Annotated in this window: 20 protein-coding genes; 8 read left to right on the top strand and 12 right to left on the bottom strand. The window is 60.7% G+C overall.

Features of this window, described 5'->3' with window-relative positions; translation table 11 throughout:
* Positions 1–55: 55 nt before the first annotated feature.
* On the bottom strand, positions 56–400 hold the full coding sequence (locus A6U87_RS16250; protein ID WP_065692334.1) for a hypothetical protein: 345 nt from the start codon (positions 398–400) through the stop codon (positions 56–58).
* 322 nt (positions 401–722) lie between these two features.
* Between A6U87_RS16250 and A6U87_RS16255 the strand changes: the two genes are divergently transcribed.
* Positions 723–962 carry a hypothetical protein gene (locus A6U87_RS16255; protein ID WP_198928717.1) on the top strand — a complete coding sequence of 80 codons (240 nt, stop codon included), beginning with the start codon at positions 723–725 and terminating at the stop codon, positions 960–962.
* A gap of 141 nt (positions 963–1103) precedes the next feature.
* Positions 1104–3308 (top strand): CHASE2 domain-containing protein, encoded by a 2205-nt coding sequence (locus A6U87_RS16260; RefSeq protein ID WP_065692336.1) that lies wholly within the window; start codon positions 1104–1106, stop codon positions 3306–3308.
* On the opposite strand, the gene A6U87_RS16265 is transcribed toward A6U87_RS16260, so the two are convergent.
* Complete coding sequence (locus tag A6U87_RS16265; RefSeq protein ID WP_244499516.1) at positions 3287–4363, bottom strand: FecR domain-containing protein; 1077 nt, start codon at positions 4361–4363, stop codon at positions 3287–3289. The genes A6U87_RS16260 and A6U87_RS16265 overlap by 22 nt on opposite strands.
* A 194-nt stretch (positions 4364–4557) precedes the next feature.
* Between A6U87_RS16265 and ubiG the strand changes: the two genes are divergently transcribed.
* On the top strand, positions 4558–5304 hold the full coding sequence (gene ubiG, locus A6U87_RS16270) for a bifunctional 2-polyprenyl-6-hydroxyphenol methylase/3-demethylubiquinol 3-O-methyltransferase UbiG (protein WP_065692338.1): 747 nt from the start codon (positions 4558–4560) through the stop codon (positions 5302–5304).
* Positions 5305–5334: 30 nt separating this feature from the next.
* On the opposite strand, the gene A6U87_RS16275 is transcribed toward ubiG, so the two are convergent.
* The 4 genes from A6U87_RS16275 to A6U87_RS16290 are packed head-to-tail and all read right to left on the bottom strand — an operon-like array spanning position 5335 to position 7689.
* Complete coding sequence (locus tag A6U87_RS16275; RefSeq protein WP_065692339.1) at positions 5335–5763, bottom strand: DUF1178 family protein; 429 nt, start codon at positions 5761–5763, stop codon at positions 5335–5337.
* Positions 5760–6617, bottom strand: a complete 858-nt coding sequence (locus tag A6U87_RS16280) for a carbon-nitrogen hydrolase family protein (RefSeq protein WP_065692340.1) — start codon at positions 6615–6617, stop codon at positions 5760–5762. The genes A6U87_RS16275 and A6U87_RS16280 overlap by 4 nt, the downstream gene beginning before the upstream one ends.
* Positions 6618–6626: 9 nt before the next feature.
* Positions 6627–6884 carry a glutaredoxin 3 gene (gene grxC / locus A6U87_RS16285; RefSeq protein ID WP_065692341.1) on the bottom strand — a complete coding sequence of 86 codons (258 nt, stop codon included), beginning with the start codon at positions 6882–6884 and terminating at the stop codon, positions 6627–6629.
* 31 nt (positions 6885–6915) lie between these two features.
* A complete protein-coding gene (locus A6U87_RS16290) occupies positions 6916–7689 on the bottom strand; it encodes a ComF family protein (RefSeq protein WP_065692342.1) in 774 nt (257 codons plus the stop codon).
* A 77-nt stretch (positions 7690–7766) separates the two neighbouring features.
* On the opposite strand from A6U87_RS16290, the gene A6U87_RS16295 reads away from it, so the two are divergent.
* Complete coding sequence (locus A6U87_RS16295) at positions 7767–8651, top strand: methyltransferase domain-containing protein (protein WP_065692343.1); 885 nt, start codon at positions 7767–7769, stop codon at positions 8649–8651.
* 15 nt (positions 8652–8666) lie between these two features.
* Here A6U87_RS16295 and A6U87_RS16300 read toward each other — a convergent pair whose 3' ends face one another.
* From A6U87_RS16300 to A6U87_RS16325, 6 genes are all read right to left on the bottom strand, one after another.
* Complete coding sequence (locus tag A6U87_RS16300) at positions 8667–8837, bottom strand: Flp family type IVb pilin (RefSeq protein ID WP_065692344.1); 171 nt, start codon at positions 8835–8837, stop codon at positions 8667–8669.
* A gap of 62 nt (positions 8838–8899) precedes the next feature.
* The gene (locus A6U87_RS16305) at positions 8900–9217 is read right to left on the bottom strand and encodes a hypothetical protein (protein WP_065692345.1); all 318 of its coding nucleotides are present in this window, start codon (positions 9215–9217) and stop codon (positions 8900–8902) included.
* A gap of 123 nt (positions 9218–9340) precedes the next feature.
* Positions 9341–9754 (bottom strand): 8-oxo-dGTP diphosphatase MutT, encoded by a 414-nt coding sequence (gene mutT, locus A6U87_RS16310; protein ID WP_065692346.1) that lies wholly within the window; start codon positions 9752–9754, stop codon positions 9341–9343.
* Positions 9751–10533, bottom strand: coding sequence for an N-acetyltransferase (locus tag A6U87_RS16315; protein WP_113521257.1), 783 nt, complete (start codon positions 10531–10533; stop codon positions 9751–9753). Before A6U87_RS16315 ends, mutT begins: the two co-directional genes overlap by 4 nt.
* Positions 10534–10540: 7 nt before the next feature.
* A complete protein-coding gene (gene argJ, locus A6U87_RS16320; RefSeq protein ID WP_065692348.1) occupies positions 10541–11782 on the bottom strand; it encodes a bifunctional glutamate N-acetyltransferase/amino-acid acetyltransferase ArgJ in 1242 nt (413 codons plus the stop codon).
* A gap of 102 nt (positions 11783–11884) precedes the next feature.
* On the bottom strand, positions 11885–12772 hold the full coding sequence (locus A6U87_RS16325) for a peptidylprolyl isomerase (RefSeq protein WP_065692349.1): 888 nt from the start codon (positions 12770–12772) through the stop codon (positions 11885–11887).
* Between the two features lie 244 nt (positions 12773–13016).
* Between A6U87_RS16325 and secA the strand changes: the two genes are divergently transcribed.
* From secA to A6U87_RS16345, 4 genes are all read left to right on the top strand, one after another.
* Positions 13017–15731 (top strand): preprotein translocase subunit SecA, encoded by a 2715-nt coding sequence (secA, locus tag A6U87_RS16330; protein WP_065692350.1) that lies wholly within the window; start codon positions 13017–13019, stop codon positions 15729–15731.
* A 171-nt stretch (positions 15732–15902) separates the two neighbouring features.
* A complete protein-coding gene (locus A6U87_RS16335) occupies positions 15903–16517 on the top strand; it encodes a C39 family peptidase (RefSeq protein ID WP_275078409.1) in 615 nt (204 codons plus the stop codon).
* A 32-nt stretch (positions 16518–16549) separates the two neighbouring features.
* Entirely contained in the window at positions 16550–17662 is a 1113-nt protein-coding gene (locus A6U87_RS16340; protein WP_065692352.1) for a D-alanine--D-alanine ligase family protein, read from the top strand.
* 113 nt (positions 17663–17775) lie between these two features.
* Positions 17776–19188 carry a lipopolysaccharide biosynthesis protein gene (locus A6U87_RS16345; RefSeq protein ID WP_065692371.1) on the top strand — a complete coding sequence of 471 codons (1413 nt, stop codon included), beginning with the start codon at positions 17776–17778 and terminating at the stop codon, positions 19186–19188.
* Positions 19189–19191 lie beyond the last annotated feature (3 nt).

A 19191-nucleotide genomic window follows, 5' to 3' on the forward strand; every position in this document is an offset into this window, starting at 1 on the left:
TCCATCGCCACCGGCGACGGTATGGCCCGCGGCAGCGCCGCAGGCCACTCAGCGGCTATTCGTGAATTGTGTAGCTGCCCAGTTCGCAGAGATCCTGGGTATCGGTCGTCGTATCGAGATCGGAGTTTTCCTCGAATTCGAACTTCATGTCGTACTTGCAGACACTACGGCCGTCGGCGATCGTGATCTCGATCGACTCGCCCGGATCCAGCACCTGCTTGCCGAACACGTCGTCTTCCCACTCATTGACGCCCACCGGGGAAGTATAGAAGTTGGTGAGGACGGAGTTCGTTCCGTTCTTCAGAGTGAAAACCAGGTCCTCGGCATAGGAAGCGCCGGCAAACAGCAGAAACGCGGCCGAAGTCATTGCGAACAGTTTTGAATTTTTCATATTTTTCATCCAGCTAGCTCACGATCGAGCGTGCGGTAGACTTAACGTGCGCTCGTGAATCGCGAATTAATTCGAGCGCTTGCAATAACGAATTGCCAAACCATTTTTGGGAGCTTCCCGGCCACATGACGGCGCCGCTGCTTTGAAAGAATTGGCTCTGCAAGGTTCGTCTTGAGCCGTCTTAGTATTGAAAAGAACAATACTCATTTGATCAAAATCGTACCGCCCGCCTCAAAACAGAAAAATCCTGTTTTCAACCGTTTCCAAGTGTGATTCTTCTTGCGCAGTAAAAGCGTGGCGCACCGTGATTCGCGAATATCTTTGATGCTAAATGATTTGGCGGAGATTCCGAATGATACAACTCGATATTGAAAGCTGGGCACTGAATCGCGCGCACCATATTGTCCTCAACGAGGGACTGAACCTCGCCAAGGCGGCGCAGGACCTCGACAGGCAGCGGTCGCGATCCCTGGTATACGAACTGCGCAAGGTCATCGCTGCGGCAATTCTCGAAGCACATGCCGCGTCTTTCGCCGGTGGCGCGCCGCAGTCGCTTCAGTCGGACAGCTAGCCGGACGCGGCCACGGTCGAAAGGCGCAGTTGCATCGCGCCACCGAAACAGGCAGCCTGACTTTGCTTGGCTCCCGAAACCCGGATCTACATCACCGTTCGGCCGGCCTCGCTCGACGCTCCAGTGCAAGGGCCTTGCTTGATGACGCGTGCGCAGCAAATCGGCATTGTGATCGGCCTCATAATCGTCGCCGCCTTTGCCTTTCTGCGGATAAGCGACCCGCCGCTGCTGCGCCAGATCCGCGACATCACGTTCGACGAATACCAGCGAATTTCCCCGCGGGCGTTCGAGAACGTTCCGGTGCGCGTTATCGACATCGACGAAGCTTCCCTGAAGGAATTCGGGCAGTGGCCATGGCCGCGCGACCGTTTGGCGCTGCTCGTGCAACGGCTTTCGGACATGGGGGCGGCGGCCATCGCCTTCGATGTACTCTTCGCCGAGTCCGATCGCCTGTCGCCACGCTCCATCATGCGCGATGTGGCGGGAGTCGATCCCTCGCTTCTCAGGCAACTGCCCGATAACGACGAGCTTTTTGCCGATGCGATCGCCAACCGGCCGGTGGTTCTCGGTTTTGGCCTGTCCAACGACGGCGACTATCACCCGCCGGTCAAGGCGGGCTTCGCCTTCACGGGCGAAAGCGTGATCAATGCCCCGCCGCGCCTCGACGCGGCAACTCCGATACGACCGCAATTGCAGATCAATGCCGCGGGGCTCGGGCATATCAGCCTCAACCCCGGCAACTCTTCGACGGTCGTCCGCCGGGTACCACTGTTCCTGACCGACGGCACGCATTTCTACCCCAATCTGGCCATGGAGGCGCTGCGGGTGGCGCAGGGGGCCTCGACCTATGTGGTTGCGGGCGCTCCCGATGTCGCCGACACACTGACCTCGGTGAAGGTCGGTGATTTTGTCGTACCGGTGACGGCAACCGGCGAACTCTGGATCTACACGAGCCCCGACGTCGCCGAGCGGTATATCTCTGCCGGAAAGGTGCTGGCGGCCGATGGCGTTTCGCCGGAGGTCGCGGCCGCGATCCAGGGCAATATCGTTTTCGTCGGCACATCATCCGCAGGGCTTCAGGACATCCGCACCACAGCGCTCGGCCAGAATGTTCCTGGCGTCTCGATGCACGCGCAGACCGTCGAGCAGATCCTTTCGGGGCGTTTCCTGTCACGACCGGATTGGGCGGACGGCATGGAAATCCTGTCGATCGCCGTCGTCGGCACGAGCATCGTCATCCTGACAACCTTCGTCAGCCCGGCAGCGGCGCTGACCTGTGGTCTCGTCGTCACCGTCCTGGCGCTCGCCGTTTCCTGGCTGGCCTTTTCACATTGGGGATTGTTGTTCGATCCGCTTGCCCCGATCGTTGCCTGCACCATCACCCATTTCGCGGCCACCTCTTTTCGCTTTCTGGTGATCGACCGCGAGCGGCGCGAGGTTCGGCGCGCCTTCGGCCAATATCTCTCGCCTTCGCTCCTCTACCGCATCGAGCACAACCGCGACGCACTGCGTCTGGGCGGGGACGACCGGGAACTAACTGTTATGTTCGTGGACGTGCGCGGCTTTACCGCACTCAGCGAAAATCTGCAGCCGGCGGAAGTCGTGCGGTTTCTCAACACGCTGCTGGATGCGCTGAGCAGCCACGTCGTCGCGAACGAAGGCACGCTCGACAAGTTCATCGGCGATTCGATCATGGCTTTCTGGAACGCACCGGTCGATGTCGCGGACCACACGGCCAAGGCAATGCGGGCGGCGCTCGGCATGCGTGAGACATTAGCGAAGCTCAATGCCGCCGACGCCTTCGGCTTTGGCCGCGACTATCAGGTCGGCATCGGCATCGGCATCCACACAGGGCTCGCCTGCGTCGGCAACATGGGCGCCCAAAGCCGCTTCAACTATTCCGCGGTCGGCGACGCCGTCAACGTGGCGGCTCGAATCGAAAGCTGCTGCAAGGAAGTCGGCTTCGACATTCTCGTCTCGGAAACCATGGCCGCAGCGCTACCCGACTTCGCACTGCTCGATGCGGGCGCTCTAGGCTTGAAGGGAAAGAGCAGCAGGGCAAGACTTTACGCGGCTGTCGGCGACCGCACCGTAGGGCAATCGCCCGAGTTCCTGGCGCTCCGTGAGGCCCATATAGACCTGATCGAAGCGCTTCGCGATCGCACGATCGATAGCCGCAAACCGCTGGCCAGAGTAAGGCAGCGAGCACAGGCATTCACCGCAGCACTGCCGGAGTTCTATCGCCGCATCGTACGCAGGGCCGATCACTTTCGGGAAGCACCAACCGAAAGCAGGGTGAAACCGCAAATGGGTCTCACCAGTGATCAGGGCTCCGCACCAGTCTGATCACTTGCAGTCTGATCGTCTTGGGAGCCGGCGGGGCGCCCATCTCCGGAACGACCGCGATCATGGTTGCCATCACGGTCCCCGCCGCGATCAGGTCCACCTCGGTCGGGTCCGCCCTTGTCGGGTCCGCCGTGGTTCGGTCCACCGTGGTTAGGTCCGCCGCGGTCAGGTCCGCGCCTCGGACCGTCGCGGTCTCCCCGCTTGCCAGGGCGGCCGTCGCCATAGTGGTCACGATCATGATGACCCCAATGATGGTGATCATCCCTATCATGGTGGTGATGATGATGGTGCGGCTTGTCAGGCTTCTCCGGCGGCGGAGGCGGCGGTGGAGGTTTAGGCGGCTTGGGCTTCGGAGGAGTCGGAGCCGGTGCCTTCTCCCGAACCGGGTCGCGGCGCTCCTGCCTTACACTTGCCAGGCCGCAACTGGTGCGAATTCCACCCAGCGGCCCGGTAAGCTGCTGGTCGCCGGAAAGAAACGGCAAGGCTCGTTGACTGCCGAGAGCGGCCAGTGTGCGCCTGTCGACCGCGCGCGGATCGGATACACCGCCGCCACGGGTCGCAATCACGCAATCGCACTGCTGCTTCAACTGCTTGCAGCCGCCGGCGCCGCAGAACTGGGCCGAACCGTTCAGAAGCACCATTGCGGTCGTTCCGTTCGGGCCGACATAAAAGTCGAAGGCCGTTCCTCTGACGCCGATTGTTCCGGCCGGCGTCACGATCGAGTAGGCTGAGGACTTGGAATTGCCGCTGATCCAGCGAAATGTTCCCTTGGCGGCCTTGATCGTCAGCTTCTTCACCGAATTCGCATCGTCGTAAACGTAGTTGTCGATGACGACCGAGGATCCCTCGCCGACAGCGAGCTTGGTCCCATCGCGAAACACGAACTGTCCAAGCCCGCTGATCGAGGTTCGAATCCGTTCGTCCTTGTGAACGGGCGCCTTTACGACGAGTGGCCCATTCTCGCCGGTCACCTCTGTCCTGATCGCCGTCGCCTCGCCGACAGCCTCGGCCGAGAAAGCCGAGACAGGGCTACACATCACAAGGCTGACCATCATGGCCGACGCGGCACCAAGACGAGGCATGTCCTTTACCCCCAAAACATAAAAATATTAGCATAAATTAATACTAAAGGTCGCCTTATCCTCTTGGTGGAGTTCGGAGGCGGCGGAGATATCTATCGGCGGTGCCGGCCCTTGACTTCGCCACCAGTTCGTCCGACTTCAATCGGGACGAACCAAGGAGCATGACGATGACGGAAGCGGCAAAAACCACGATCGACCAGAGCGAAGTGGACCGCTTTTCAGCCATGGCGGCGGAGTGGTGGAGCCCGACGGGCAAGTTCAAGCCACTGCACAAATTCAATCCCGTGCGGCTCGGTTACATTCGCGACAAGGTCGCCGAAAATTTCGGCCGCGACGTGCGCAGCGCGCGCCCTCTGGAGGGGCTTCGGGTTCTTGATATCGGCTGCGGCGGCGGACTGCTGTCAGAGCCCGTTGCTCGCATGGGCGCAACGGTCGTGGGCGCCGATCCGTCCGAAAAGAATATCGGCATCGCATCGACCCATGCGAAGGCATCAGGCGTCCCGGTGGACTATCGCGCTGTCACGGCCGAACAACTCGCCGACGCCGGCGAGACGTTCGATATCGTCTTGAACATGGAGGTGGTCGAGCATGTCGCGGATGTCGACTTCTTCCTCACGACCTGCTCGAGGATGGTCCGCCCGGGCGGTCTGATGTTCGTTGCCACCATCAACCGCACCATGAAGGCGGCAGCGCTGGCAATCTTTGCCGCGGAAAACATCCTCCGCTGGCTGCCGCGTGGCACCCACCAGTATGAAAAGCTGGTTCGCCCCGAAGAGATCGAGAAGCCGGTCACCGAAAACGGCCTGCGGATCATCGATCGCACAGGCGTCTTCTTCAATCCGCTATCGGATCGCTGGAATCTGTCCAAAGATATGGATGTGAACTACATGATGCTGGCAAAGCGCGAGGCTTGAGGAAAGCACGCGCGATAGCTTCGCGGTTGGCTAGTTCACGTCTTCCGGCAGAACCGGAAGCGCAGCGATCTCGATGCCCTCTTCCAGCAGTTCCTGCGCCTCGTCGAGCGTCGTCTGGCCGATAATGCCGCGAGCGTCGGCTTCGCCGTAGTGAATCTTGCGCGCTTCCTCGGGGAACCGCGTGCCGACATCCTCGGAATTGGCCTTGATCGTTGCCACCGCTTCCTTGAGCTTGTCGAAGGCCGCGCGCCGCATGGCGTCCATCGCGACCGTCTGCATCTCATCCTTCTTGCGTGCCGTGGAAACGGACGGCGCCATCAAAATCTTGGAAACAGAAGCGGAATTGCAGACCGGACAGGTGAGAAAACCGGATGCGATCTGGCGATCGAAATCTGCGCTTTCGGAAAACCAGCCTTCGAACTCGTGGGCATTCTCACAACGAAGCGAATAACGGATCAAGCGGCAACGCCTCCTGCGACTTCCCCCGCAACCCTCTCGATAGAAAACTCCCGAGCGTTCTTGAGGTTCGGAATCTTGTCGTGCGCGGCTTTGACGGCCGTTGGATCGATATCCGCAACAATCACCGCTTCCCCGGTCGGTCCGCAAGAGGCCAGCACCTTGCCCCAGGGATCGACGATCATGGAATGGCCGAAGGTTTCGCGCCCGTCTTCGTGGACGCCGGCCTGCGCTGCCGCGATGACGAACACGCCGTTCTCGATCGCGCGGGCCCGAAGCAGGATTTCCCAATGCGCCTCCCCCGTCTGTTTGGTGAAGGCAGCAGGCACCGTCATGACCTGTGCGCCGGCAACCGCCTGCGCGCGGAACAATGCGGGAAACCGGACGTCGTAGCAGATCGCAAAGCCCATCTCGGCAAACGGCAGCGACAGGACCCGGGCTTCCGATCCCGGTCGATAGGCCGCGCTTTCCCGCCAGCTCTCGCCGTTGTCCAGGTCGACATCGAACATGTGGATCTTGTCGTAGCGGTTGAGAATCTTGCCGTCGGGACCGAAGAGATAGCCGCGATTGGCAAGCTTGCCGTCGTCAAGCGCAATGGCCGTCGAGCCGACATGCATGTAGATGCCGAGATCCTTGGCAAGCTCCGAACCCGTGCGCACGATCAGATCGTCACCCTCGCCCCGCAGCAGAGCCTTTGCAGCCGCACGGTCACGCTGCAGCATACCGGTCATCTCCGGCGTCTGAACGTAGATCGCGCCTTGACCGGCAGCCTCGCGAACGAGGCTCGCCATGGCCGCAGCATTCTTTTGCGGATCGACGCCGGAGCACATTTGGATGGCGGCAGCCTTGAACGACATGGGTCTTCCTCAGGCAGCAAGCATGGGATCGAGCTTGCCGGCACGATCGAGTGCGTGGAGATCGTCACAACCACCGACATGGTCCTGACCGATGAATATCTGCGGAAACGTCGAGCGGCCGTTCGACTTGTTGATCATTTCCTGACGGATCTCGGGCGCATACGTCGCATCGTGCTCCACGAAATCCACGCCCTTTTCCGAGAGCAGGGACTTGGCGCGGACACAATAGCCGCAGCCTTGGCGCGTATAGATCGTGACGGGTACCATAGGAACTCCAAAAATACCGGTTATCTTTCCGTCATATAGTTTCTGCGATGGCCCTTGCAAAGGTCAAAACAGTAATGTCGGCGGCGCCAGCCTTGCGCAAAGCCCTGGTGGCGGCAGCGACGGTGGCGCCTGTCGTGTAGACGTCGTCCACCAGCACGAGCCGCTTGCCGAAGACATCGTTCTCATGGCCGGATGCGACCGCAAACGCACCGCGAACGTTGTCTTCCCGGGCCTTGGCACCCAGGCCGACCTGCTGGCGGGTGCGACGGATACGCAGCAATGTCGCCGGCAGGAACGGCTTGCCCGATTGTTGCGCGAGATGGCGCCCGAGCTCGGCCGCCTGGTTGAATTTGCGCGACAGCATCCGGCCGCGATGCAGCGGCACGGGCAGGATGGCATCGCAGCGCTCGACCGTCCCGTCGGACGCTCGCAACATCCAGCCTGCCATCATCGGCGCCAGATCGGTACGATCTCGGTACTTGAGTCCGTGGACCAGATTGCGCGCCGGTTCATCGTGAAACGCCGCTGACCGAAGCCGGTCAAAAGGCGGTGGATTGGCGATCGCGGCAGCACTCAACAGTCCGGGTCCCAGATCATGCGCGAACGGAACGCCGAGAACCTCGCAATATGGCCGTTCGATGAAGCGCAAGACAGACCAGCATTTCGGACAAAGGCCGCGATGCCGGCCGGTGGCGACGCCGCAGACGGCGCATCCGGGCGGATAAACGAGATCGACGACAAAGGACAGCGAGCGTAGCAGCGCGCTTCCCAGCTCCCATCGTCGACCCCACCCGTTCAACCCCATGGCGAAAGTCTAACCTGTTTCGCGTCGGAGGAAAATCGCCTTGCCGCCCCAACTTCGGGGGATTAAGGACTTCGCTCATGGATATCATTTTCGACACGGCCAGGATCGCCGCAAACAGGCATCGCGCGCTACGCAACAACGATACGAAGGCGGCATTCCTGCTGGACATCGCGGCCGAAGAGCTTGGCGAACGCCTCGCGGTCGTCGAGCGGACGTTCGAGCAAGCGGTGGAACTGCATGGTGCAACAGGCGCTGCAGCACGTGCGGCGAAGGCGACGGGCAAAATCGCCCACCTGACACGGGTCGAAAGCGAGAAAGGTTACGTCACGGCGGACGACACCTTCATCGAAGCGCCGCTCGAGGATATTCCGCTCGAGCCACAATCGGCCAATCTCATTCTGGCGCCGTTGAGTCTGCATCTCACCAACGATACGCCCGGCGTTTTCATCCAGATCCGCCGCGCCTTGAAGCCGGATGGCCTGTTCCTGGCCGCCATACCCGGATCGGGCACCCTGCAGGAGCTTCGCGAGGTGTTGCTTGCCGCGGAAGTCGAGATGACCGGCGGCGCCAGTCCCCGTGTCATTCCGTTTGCCGATGTGCGTGACGTTGGAGGCCTGATGCAGCGCGCAGGCTTTGCCCTGCCCGTGATCGACGCCGAGACGTATACCGTGCGTTACGACTCGATCTTCCCGCTGATGCGCGACCTCAGGGCCATGGGCATGACCAACCCGCTGGCCGAACGCAGCCGCAAGCCGCTGACCCGTGCATTCTTTCTAAGAGCTGCTGAAATCTACGCCGAGCGCTATTCGGATCCGGACGGACGCATTCGTGCGACGTTCTCGATGATCTACGTCTCGGGATGGGCGCCACACGAGAGCCAGCAGAAACCGCTTCGCCCGGGATCGGCAAAGGTAAGGCTCGCCGACGCACTCAAGGTCGAGGAACACAAGCTCAAACAGTGAGCTGTCGCCTTTTCGTCAGTTAGGCGGCGTTATCTGGTTCGCAACGCCGTTGAACAGGTTGCCGAGGTTACCGCCAACCGCGCCGACGGCTGCAACGATTGCTGTTGAAATCAGCGCAGCGAGTAGCCCGTATTCAATCGCGGTCGCGCCATTGATATCGGTAAGGAATGCCTTCAGAAGCCGCATAGTCAATCCTTTGCGCCATGCCCCAAGTGTCGTCTTACTCGCACAGCTAGGCGCCGTTGCAATCAGCAACCGACTCCGCTGCCATATCCCTGAACGACACAGACCGACCCAGGCGTTTCCTGAAGGACGCTGCGGCGTATCGTATAGCGCTTGCCGTTTTCCGTCTTCGGAATCGATCCGGTGGTGATCGAGTCGATTTCGGAGGGTGCACTGGCAAACACGCTGGATCTCGACTTGTCCGCAAGCATCGGCGTCAGGATCAGCGTCAGCGCAACGACAGCCGTTCCAAACAGCAACGCAATATTCAGCGCCCCCGTCTTGCCCGAGGCAGCCGAAGCCTGTTCCTTTTCCCTAACTGCTTTCCAGAAATCGTCGTCCATGCGTCAAGCCTTCTACACACACGCCAGTTGCTTGATTGAGGCCGATCTTTGGCAGAAGGTGTTAAACGATCGATTAATATCCACATGCAAAATCGACGCAGAGCGGATAATAATGAGAAGTTACTAAAGTAGGTCCTGCAAAACCGGGATCAGCGGCTCATCGGCAGGCGGCATGGGATAATCGCGCAGCGCCTGCGGCTTCACCCACTTCAGAGCCTGGCCTTCTTTTCCGTGCGGAATTCCTTCATATCGCCGGCAGACATAGAGCGGCATCAGAAGGTGAAATTTTTCATAGGTATGGCTGGCAAAACTCAAAGGAGCAAGGCAGGCGACCTTGGTCGTGATCCCGAGCTCTTCATGCAGTTCGCGCACCAGAGATTCTTCAGGCGTCTCGCCCGGCTCGACCTTGCCGCCGGGAAACTCCCATAGACCCGCCAACGACTTGCCTTCCGGTCGCTGCGCGAGAAGGATCCGGCCATCGGAATCGATCAGCGCGCAGGCTGCAACAAGAAGGATGCTCCGGCTCACGTCGCTCACGAGGTGTGATCCTGTCGCCAGTAAGAGTAACGATAGGCTTCCTGAAAACCGAGGCGTTCGTAAAGCGACAGCGCCGGGGCATTGGTCGCCTTGACCTGAAGCCAGGCGGAACGCGCCGTCCGCATCCTCGCCCAGCGCAACGCCGAGGTCAGAATTTCAAGACCAAGCCCTTCGCGGCGACGTTCCTTCGCGACCGACAGCGACATGATGCCGGCCAGATCGTTGTCCTGAACACACAGCACCGTCGCCAATGGCCCGGTCTGCGGATCTTCGATCATGAACAGGCCCGATGGGGGCTTGATCGCGTTGATGATCTCCGCGAGCGCCGGCTTCAGCTTGGCCGAGACCTGATCCGTTGCCAGATTGGCGTCCACGAAGCGGCCGATATCGTGCGTTGGAAGGTGATCCAGCGTATCGGGCAAGTCTGCATGCGACAGGTCGCAAGTCATCACGATCGTCTCGTCGAAGGACGTCCAGCCCTCCGCCTTGACCAGATCGATCAGCACCGGCGACGCGAGCGGCGTCTGGCGCAGCACTGCCGGCCGGCCATAGGCTTCGAACTTGCGACTTGCCTTGGCCAGGCGAATTTCGACGTCGCGATGATCCGATGGATCGAGCGGCACGATCGAATTCAGGCGGTTGGAGGGATGCCCCGCCGTCAGGCGGACCTGCCAGCTTCCGTCATACTGTACGGACGACGCGGGCCAGGCCCGGAAGCCGACAGCTTCGAGCCTGCGCACGAGTGGCAGATTTGCCTTCTTGGGTAATGCTTCAGTCAATGAACAATTAGCTCCGGTAGTCACCGTTGATGGCGACATACTCCTTTGTGAGGTCGCACGTCCAGACCGTTGCCTGGCCATTGCCGAGACCGATGTCGACCTTGACGGGAATGTCCTGCTTTTTCATCACGTCCGAGGCGGCCTGTTCGGAATAGCCTGCGTCGCGCTCGCCATTGACGGCAACCCGAACGTCGCCAAACCAGATGGCAAGGCGATCGCGATCGGCCATTTCGCCGGACTTGCCGACGGCCATGACGATGCGACCCCAATTGGCGTCCTCGCCGGCAGCCGCGGTCTTCACCAGCGGCGAATTGGCGATCGACAGCGCGATTTTCTTGGCAGCGGCATCGCTCTCAGCGCCAGTTACCGTGATCTCGAGCATCTTGGTGGCGCCCTCGCCGTCACGCACGACCTGCAGGGCGAGATCCTTGAGCAGATCGTTCAGCGCTGCGCGGAACGAGGCAAGGCGCGGATCGGCCGCATTGTCCACGCGCGTCTGGCCGTCTGCGGCGGCTGCACCTGTCGCAAACAGCATCAGCGTATCGGATGTGGAGGTATCACTGTCCACCGTCATCGAGTTGAACGTCGGATCGACACCTGCGGACAGCAGGGACTGAAGGGCGGCCGGGGCGATATCGGCATCGGTGACGACGAAGGACAGCATCGTCGCCATGTCGGGCGCGATCATGCCGGCACCCTTGGCGATCCCGTTGATGGTGACCTTGACGCCGCCGATATCGGCGCTGCGGGTGGCGACCTTCGGATAGGTGTCCGTGGTCATGATCGCCTTGGCGGCCTCGAACCAGAAGTCGCCGGTCGCATCGGCGTACAGTGTGTCCAGAACGCCGGCAAACTTGGTCGCGTCGAGTGGCTCGCCGATGACGCCGGTGGACGCAAGATAAACCTCGTTCTCACCGCAACCGACGGCCGCAGCAGCCGACTTCGCCGTCAGCGCCGTCGCCTCGCGACCCTTCACGCCGGTAAAGGCGTTGGCATTGCCGGAGTTGACGACGACGGCGCGCGCGACGCCGTTAGACAGGTTGGCACGGCAAAAATCGACCGGCGCGGAAGGGCACTTCGAGCGGGTGAAGACACCGGCGACGGCGGCCGGCTTGTCGAACACCATCATCAGAACGTCGGTTCGGTTCTTGTACTTGATCCCGGCGGACGCGGTCGCCATGCGCACACCGCGCACTGCGGGCATCGAGGCGAAGGATTTGGGAGCGAGCGGAGAGACGGAACCGGACATGACAAGACCTGATGATAGGCAATTCCAGGCAAACGTCGATAACGCCGGGAATTGCGACAAACGATAAGGAAGAGCCCGGAAAAACCGGGCTCTTGATGGATGTTACTGCTGCGGCTGCTCAGCGGGCGCATCGCCCGGCTGCGGCTGCTTGTTGGCATCCTCGTAGCCCTTGCGGAGCGTATCGTCGCTGATGTCGACCTTCGACTTTTCCTTGGCGGCAGCGAGAAGCGCAAGATACTTGTCGCGCATGACGAGCTGACGAACCTGATCCTTGACCTGGTCGTATGCCGGCGGAGCGGCGTCGCGCTTGTCCTCGACCAGAATGACGTGGTAGCCGAAATCGGTCTTCACAGGGGTCTTGGAGTAGGTGCCCTTGTCGAGCGCGAAAGCAGCGTCTTCGAATTCCTTGACCATGCGGCCCTTGGTGAAATAGCCGAGATCGCCGCCGTCAGCCTTGTTCGGGTCGGTGGACTTTTCCTTGGCCAGTTCAGCAAAATTCTTGCCGGCGTCGAGCTGCTTGATGACGTCCTGGGCTTCAGCCTCGGTCTTCACCAGGATGTGGCGTGCATGCACTTCTTCCTGCTTCGGAAGGGCTGCGACTTCCTTCTCGTAGCGCGCCTTGACTTCGTCGTCGGTGACGGTGTCGACGACATGCTTCTTGAAGTAGGCGTTGTGCAGCTCGCGATCGGCGAGGTACTGCATGCGCTTCTTGAACTCAGGCGTCTGGTCGAGCTGCTCGGCAGCGGCATCCTTGGCAAGCAGCTTCACGTCGATTGCAGCCGAGAGCGCGGCGACCTTCTTCTGGTCGTCGGGCAGCTGTGCAAGCTGCGGATCGAGATTGGCAACGGCCAGATCCAGCTCCGACTGATGGATTTCGACATCACCAACCTTGGCAACCACCGCATCCGGCTTGTCTTCCGCACGGACCGGCGCCTGGAACGCAACGAATGTCGCGAATGCCATGACGGCGATTTTGTTGTAGTTCAACATCAAATAACCCTTCACAGTTAAACCACCGGCTTCAACTTCGTGAATCCAGCCTGAAACAGCCATCAACACTGGAATGTGGCCTTTCTATATCAGCCAAATCCGTTGACATCATTCGACCCCCCTCTTATCTGTCACGCAACCTCGCGTCCAGAACAGTTTCCTGGCGTTTCGAGACGTGCGCCTGAATTTCGGCCGGGCCACGGATAAGAAAAGCCGGGGAAGTATTTGAGAAAGGACCAGTCATATGGTCAGCTTTGGCGGTATAGCCCGCAAAATATTTGGCTCTGCCAATGATCGCCGCGTGCGGTCCTTCCAGCCGAACGTCGCCGCAATCAATGCGATTGAGGAAAAAACCCGCGCATTGTCGGACGAACAGCTCGCCGCGCAGACCGTGGAGTTCCGCAAGCTGCTCGCGGAAGGCAAGACGCTGGACGACATTCTGGTTCCGGCCTTCGCCGTCGTTCGCGAAGCATCGCGCCGCGTCCTCGGCATGCGACCTTTTGACGTACAGCTCGTCGGCGGCATGATCCTGCATTCGAACGCGATTGCGGAAATGAAGACCGGTGAAGGTAAGACGCTGGTGGCCACACTGCCGGTCTATCTCAATGCACTGTCCGGCAAGGGCGTGCACGTCGTCACCGTCAACGACTACCTGGCACAGCGAGATGCGGGCACGATGGGGCGGGTCTACAGCTTCCTCGGCCTGACCACCGGCGTCATCATTCACGGTCTCTCCGATGAAGAACGCGCCGCCGCTTATGCCTGCGACATCACCTACGCGACCAACAACGAGCTCGGCTTCGATTATCTGCGCGATAACATGAAGTACGAAAAGAACCAGATGGTTCAGCGCGGCCACAACTTCGCTATCGTCGACGAAGTTGACTCGATCCTGGTCGACGAAGCCCGCACGCCGCTGATCATCTCCGGCCCGCTGGACGATCGCTCCGACCTCTACAACACCATCGACGCCTTCATTCCGCTCCTGTCGGCGGACGACTATGAAATCGATGAAAAGCAGCGCTCCGCCAACTTCTCCGAAGAAGGTACCGAGAAGCTGGAAAACCTGCTGCGCCAGGCCGGCCTGCTCAAGGGCAATGCGCTCTACGACATCGAAAACGTCGCGATCGTCCACCACGTCAACAACGCGCTGAAGGCCCACAAGCTCTTCCAGCGCGACAAGGACTACATCGTCCGCAACGACGAGATCGTCATCATCGACGAGTTCACCGGCCGCATGATGCCGGGCCGCCGTTATTCGGAAGGCCAGCACCAGGCGCTGGAAGCCAAGGAACATGTGAAGATCCAGCCTGAGAACCAGACGCTGGCGCAGATCACCTTCCAGAACTACTTCCGCATGTACGGCAAGCTCGGCGGCATGACCGGTACCGCGCAGACGGAAGCGGAAGAATTCGGCAACATCTACGGTCTCGACGTCGTCGAAGTACCGACCAACCTGCCGATCCAGCGTATCGACGAGGACGACGAGGTCTACCGGACCTTCGAAGAGAAGTACAAGGCGATCATCGCCGAGATCGCGGATGCGCAGAAGCGCGGCCAGCCGGTTCTGGTCGGTACGACCTCGATCGAAAAGTCCGAACTGCTCGCCGACCTGATGCGCAAGCAGGGCTTCAACAACTTCCAGGTTCTGAACGCCCGCTACCACGAGCAGGAAGCCTATATCGTTGCCCAGGCCGGCGTGCCCGGCGCCGTCACCATCGCCACCAACATGGCGGGCCGCGGAACCGACATCCAGCTCGGCGGCAACCTCGACATGCGTGTCGAGCGCGAGCTTGGCGAAGTCGAGGAAGGTCCGGAGCGCGACGCCAAGATCGAGGCGATCCGCGAAGAGATCAAGCAGCTCAAGGAAAAGGCGCTGGCCGCCGGTGGCCTCTACGTTATCGCCACCGAACGCCACGAAAGCCGCCGCATCGACAACCAGCTGCGCGGCCGTTCCGGCCGTCAGGGCGACCCGGGCCGCTCGAAGTTCTACCTGTCGCTTCAGGACGACCTGATGCGCATCTTCGGCTCCGACCGCATGGATTCGATGCTGACCAAGCTCGGTCTCAAGGAAGGCGAGGCGATCGTCCATCCCTGGATCAACAAGGCTCTGGAGCGCGCGCAGAAGAAGGTCGAAGCCCGCAACTTCGACATCCGCAAGAATCTCCTGAAGTACGACGACGTTCTGAACGATCAGCGCAAGGTGATCTTCGAGCAGCGTCTCGAGCTGATGGAAGCTGCCAATATCTCGGAAACCGTTTCCGACATGCGTCGTGAGGTCATCGAAGACCTCGTCGACAAGCATATTCCGGAGCGCGCTTACGCCGAACAGTGGGATGCTGCCGGCTTGAAGGAGCAGACGACGGCCCTGCTCAACCTCGACCTTCCGGTTGAGGATTGGGTCAAGGAAGAAGGCATCGGCGAAGACGATATTCGCGAACGCCTGACGGAAGCGTCCAACGCCGCCTTTACCGAAAAGGCCGAGCGTTTTGGCGACGACATCATGCGCTATGTCGAGCGTTCGATCCTCATGCAGACGCTGGACGCCCTCTGGCGCGAGCACATCGTCAACCTCGATCATCTGCGCTCCGTCATCGGTTTCCGCGGCTACGCCCAGCGCGATCCGCTGCAGGAATACAAGTCCGAGGCATTCGAGCTCTTCACCTCGCTGCTCAACAACCTGCGCCAGGCGGTCACCGCCCAGCTGATGCGCGTCGAACTTGTGCAGCAGGCGCCGGCCGAGCCGGAACCGCCGCTCATGCAAGCGCATCACTTCGATCCTGATACCGGCGAAGACGATTTCGCCTCGGTCTACCAGGCCTCGGAAGTCATCGTCGCACCTGAGAACCGCAACCCGACCGATCCGGCAAGCTGGGGCCGCGTTGGCCGCAACGAAGCCTGCCCCTGCGGTTCGGGCAAGAAGTACAAGCACTGCCACGGCGCTTTCGAGCAAGCCTGACGCCGGCTAAACTTCACTGAGATACCGAAAGCTCCGCGACAGAGATGCCGCGGGGCTTTTTCCGTTGATGGGCTCGGGCATCTAGGCTCACCGATGAACTGGCCGCAAATCCGTCGTTTTGTTTGCGGAGCTTGCCGGCTCGTCTGATTCATCCCGAGGAACTTCGTGACTATTGCCGCCGCAACCTTCCCGTATTTCAGCCAGTGGGAAACACCCGCGATGACGCTCCCGGTGCTGAGTGAGGGATCGTCGGCGCTCCTGCGCGATCCGCTATGGCGCGCGTCCGGAGCCGAAAGCGTTGAGGAATACGCTCGCTGGGCGGTCAACATCTGCGGCATGGCATGTCTGAAGATGATCCTGGCCGCGCGCGGTGAGACACATCGAACCGTCGATCTCGCCCGAGCCTGCACCGCCTTCGGCGGATATGTCGCCAACGACGAGGATCAGTCGATCAAGGGCTTGATCTATGCGCTATTCGTGACCTTCGTCGCCGAAACATTCGGCCTGAAGGCAAAGACGATCACCAACATCCCGACCGCGGGAATTGCGCCGCTCCTTGAAGAGCGGGCCGTGTTCATCGCGTCGGTGAACAGTCAGATCCGTTGGCCCGATCGGCAGCCGCCGTCGAAGGGTGGCCATCTCGTGCTGGTAACGGCCGCAACGGCTGACGCCATCCGATTCCATAATCCGTCGGGGCATGACCAGGATAGCAAGGCAAATGTGACGCTTCCCGCGTCAACCTTCGACCGCTTCTTCGCCAATCGCGGTATCGCCGTGACGCTCTGATTTCTGTTCGAGATTATCCAAGGGGACTATTGATGGCAGCCACGACGCCTGGCGAAAGCAAGGGTAAAAACCAAGGCAACGAAAAACGCCTGCGGGTGGCAGTTCTGTTCGGCGGTCGCTCTCCCGAGCACGACGTCTCGATCCTGTCCGCCACCAACGTCGTGCGCGCTCTTGATTCTGATAGATACGATGTGGTCCCGATTTTCGTGACCAAGGACGGACAGTGGCGGATGGTACCGGCGAACATGGATCTGTCGGCTGCAGGAAACGCGCCCGGCCTGCCACAGCTGAGCCTGCTCCCGGGTGGACGAGGGCGTCTGTTTGCCATTCCCGATACCGGGGCAGCATCCGAGTTATCGGCGATCGACGTTCTCTTTCCCGTGCTGCACGGAATGCATGGCGAGGATGGTTCTGTTCAGGGACTGGCCGAGGTCGCCCGCGTCCCTCTCGCCGGCTGCGGCATACTGGGATCGGCCACCGCCATCGACAAGGACATTGCCAAGCGCCTGCTTCGAGAAGCGGGCATGCCAGTCGCAACATCCGTCTGCATCGAGGAGCCTGACAGCCCGTCGTTCGAGGAGGCTGTCGCGAAGCTGGGCCTGCCGCTCTTCGTCAAGCCCGCTCGCCAGGGTTCCTCCGTCGGCGTCAGCAAGGTGACGAACGAGGAGGAGTTCACCGCCGCTCTGGCAGAGGGCTTCAAGTATGATCGCAAGCTGCTGGCCGAGGAGTTTATTCGCGGACGCGAGGTCGAGTGCAGCGTGCTGGAACGTGCCAGCGGTGAACTGTTTGTCTCCCTGCCGGGCGAGATCGCGCCGTCCGCCCATCATGGCTTCTACAGCTATGACGCAAAGTATATCGATGAGGACGGCGCGTCATTGAGGGTGCCGGCCCAGCTCCCCAAGGATGTGGAGGATAAGATCCGCGAGACAGCCAACCTCGCCTTCAAGGCGCTCGGCTGCGACGGCATGGCCCGCGTTGACTTCTTCCTCACCGAGGACATGTCGTTCGTTGTCAATGAAATCAACACGATCCCCGGCTTCACCGACATCAGCATGTATTCCAAGGCGATGGCGGCGAGTGGCGTCAGCTACGCCGAAGTCATTGACCGCTTGATCGAACACGCACTGGCGCGCGCCAACCGATAGGCTCGCGAAACATGCCGCTGCTGCGATCGACCGGCGCTCCTTGGCACACCGTTTCTTAACCCTGATCTGGCAAGAGTTAAGCACGATTTGCCAGAGAGTTTTGCGTGTTCATGATGGCGGTCATAGAGACAGCGGAAAAGATGCTGCCTGCGGGGTTGAAGCCCACGGGCGGCCGGCTGTTGCGCGCCTTGGCCAGCCTCCTGACCCAGCGGGATGAAAAAGCCACCGCCCAGCGCATGGCGCTCACCGCATTCTCGATCCGCATTATCAGCGCTGCCCTTGCCTTTCTCTCGCAGATCGTTCTTGCCCGTCTGATGGGCGAGTATGAATACGGCATCTTCGTCTTTGTCTGGGTTCTAATCATTCTGTTCGGCGACCTCTCCTGCCTGGGGTTTCATACGACGATCATCCGCTTCCTGCCGCAATACAAGGCGGCCGGCGCCTTCGAGGAAATTCGCGGATTGACGGGAACCGCGCGCATATTCGGACTGCTCTCCGGCACGGTCGTGCTCGGCACCGGCATGGTCGCGCTCTATCTTTTCGGCAGCAGCATCCAAAGCTACTACGTCATCCCGATCTTCCTCGGGCTTCTTGCAATGCCGATGATCGCTCTCGGCGATATCCTGGAAGGCACGTCGCGCGCCAATCACTGGCCCGTCATGGCATTGAGCCCCGTCTATATCATCCGACCAATCCTGATTATCCTGTTCATGCTGGTCGCCATCGGCCTCGGTGCAGAACATACCGCCGTTACAGCCATGCAGGCCGCCTTGGTCGCAACCTACGTGACCGCCGTTGGGCAGTACGTCGCCACCCTGTTTCGGCTTCGGCGTCACTACCATGAAGGCCCGCGCAAGATCGATTTCATCGCCTGGCTTAGCGTCGCCTTTCCGATCTTCCTGATCGAGGGCGTCGGCTTCCTGTTGACCAATTCTGATGTCGTGGTCGTCGGCATCTTCCTGGAGCCGCACGACGTCGCGATCTACTTCGCCGCGGCAAAGACGATGGCGCTGGTTCATTTCATCAACTTTTCGGTCAAGGCGGCATCCGGGCCGCGCTTCTCCAGCATCATCGCGGAAGGCACGCGCCCCGAACTCGCGGCGGCCGCAATCGACGCTGCGAAATGGACCTTCTGGCCGGCGCTCGGCGTCGGGCTCTGCGTGCTTGCCGCCGGTCATCTGCTGCTTTCGCTGTTCGGCGGCGCATTTACAGCCGGCTATATTCTTATGGCGATCCTGCTCGCCGGCATCCTTGCCAAGGCGCTCGTCGGCCCGGCCGAGACTCTTCTGATGATGGCGGGCAAGCAGAACATGTGCGTCATCCTCTACGCCGGGGCGCTGACGGCAAACGTCCTTCTGAACGTGCTCCTGATTCCAAGGTTTGGCATCGAGGGCGCGGCTATCGCGACCGCCTCCGCCATGGGCGTGGAAGCCATACTTCTTCATATCGCCGTGCGCCGTGCGCTCGGCATTACTCTGTTCGCATTCGCTGACGCGGACGCGGCCTGCAAAAACATGAAAGCCTGATAG

The sequence above is a fragment of the Rhizobium sp. AC44/96 genome (genome assembly GCF_001692185.1).
GTDB lineage: Bacteria > Pseudomonadota > Alphaproteobacteria > Rhizobiales > Rhizobiaceae > Rhizobium.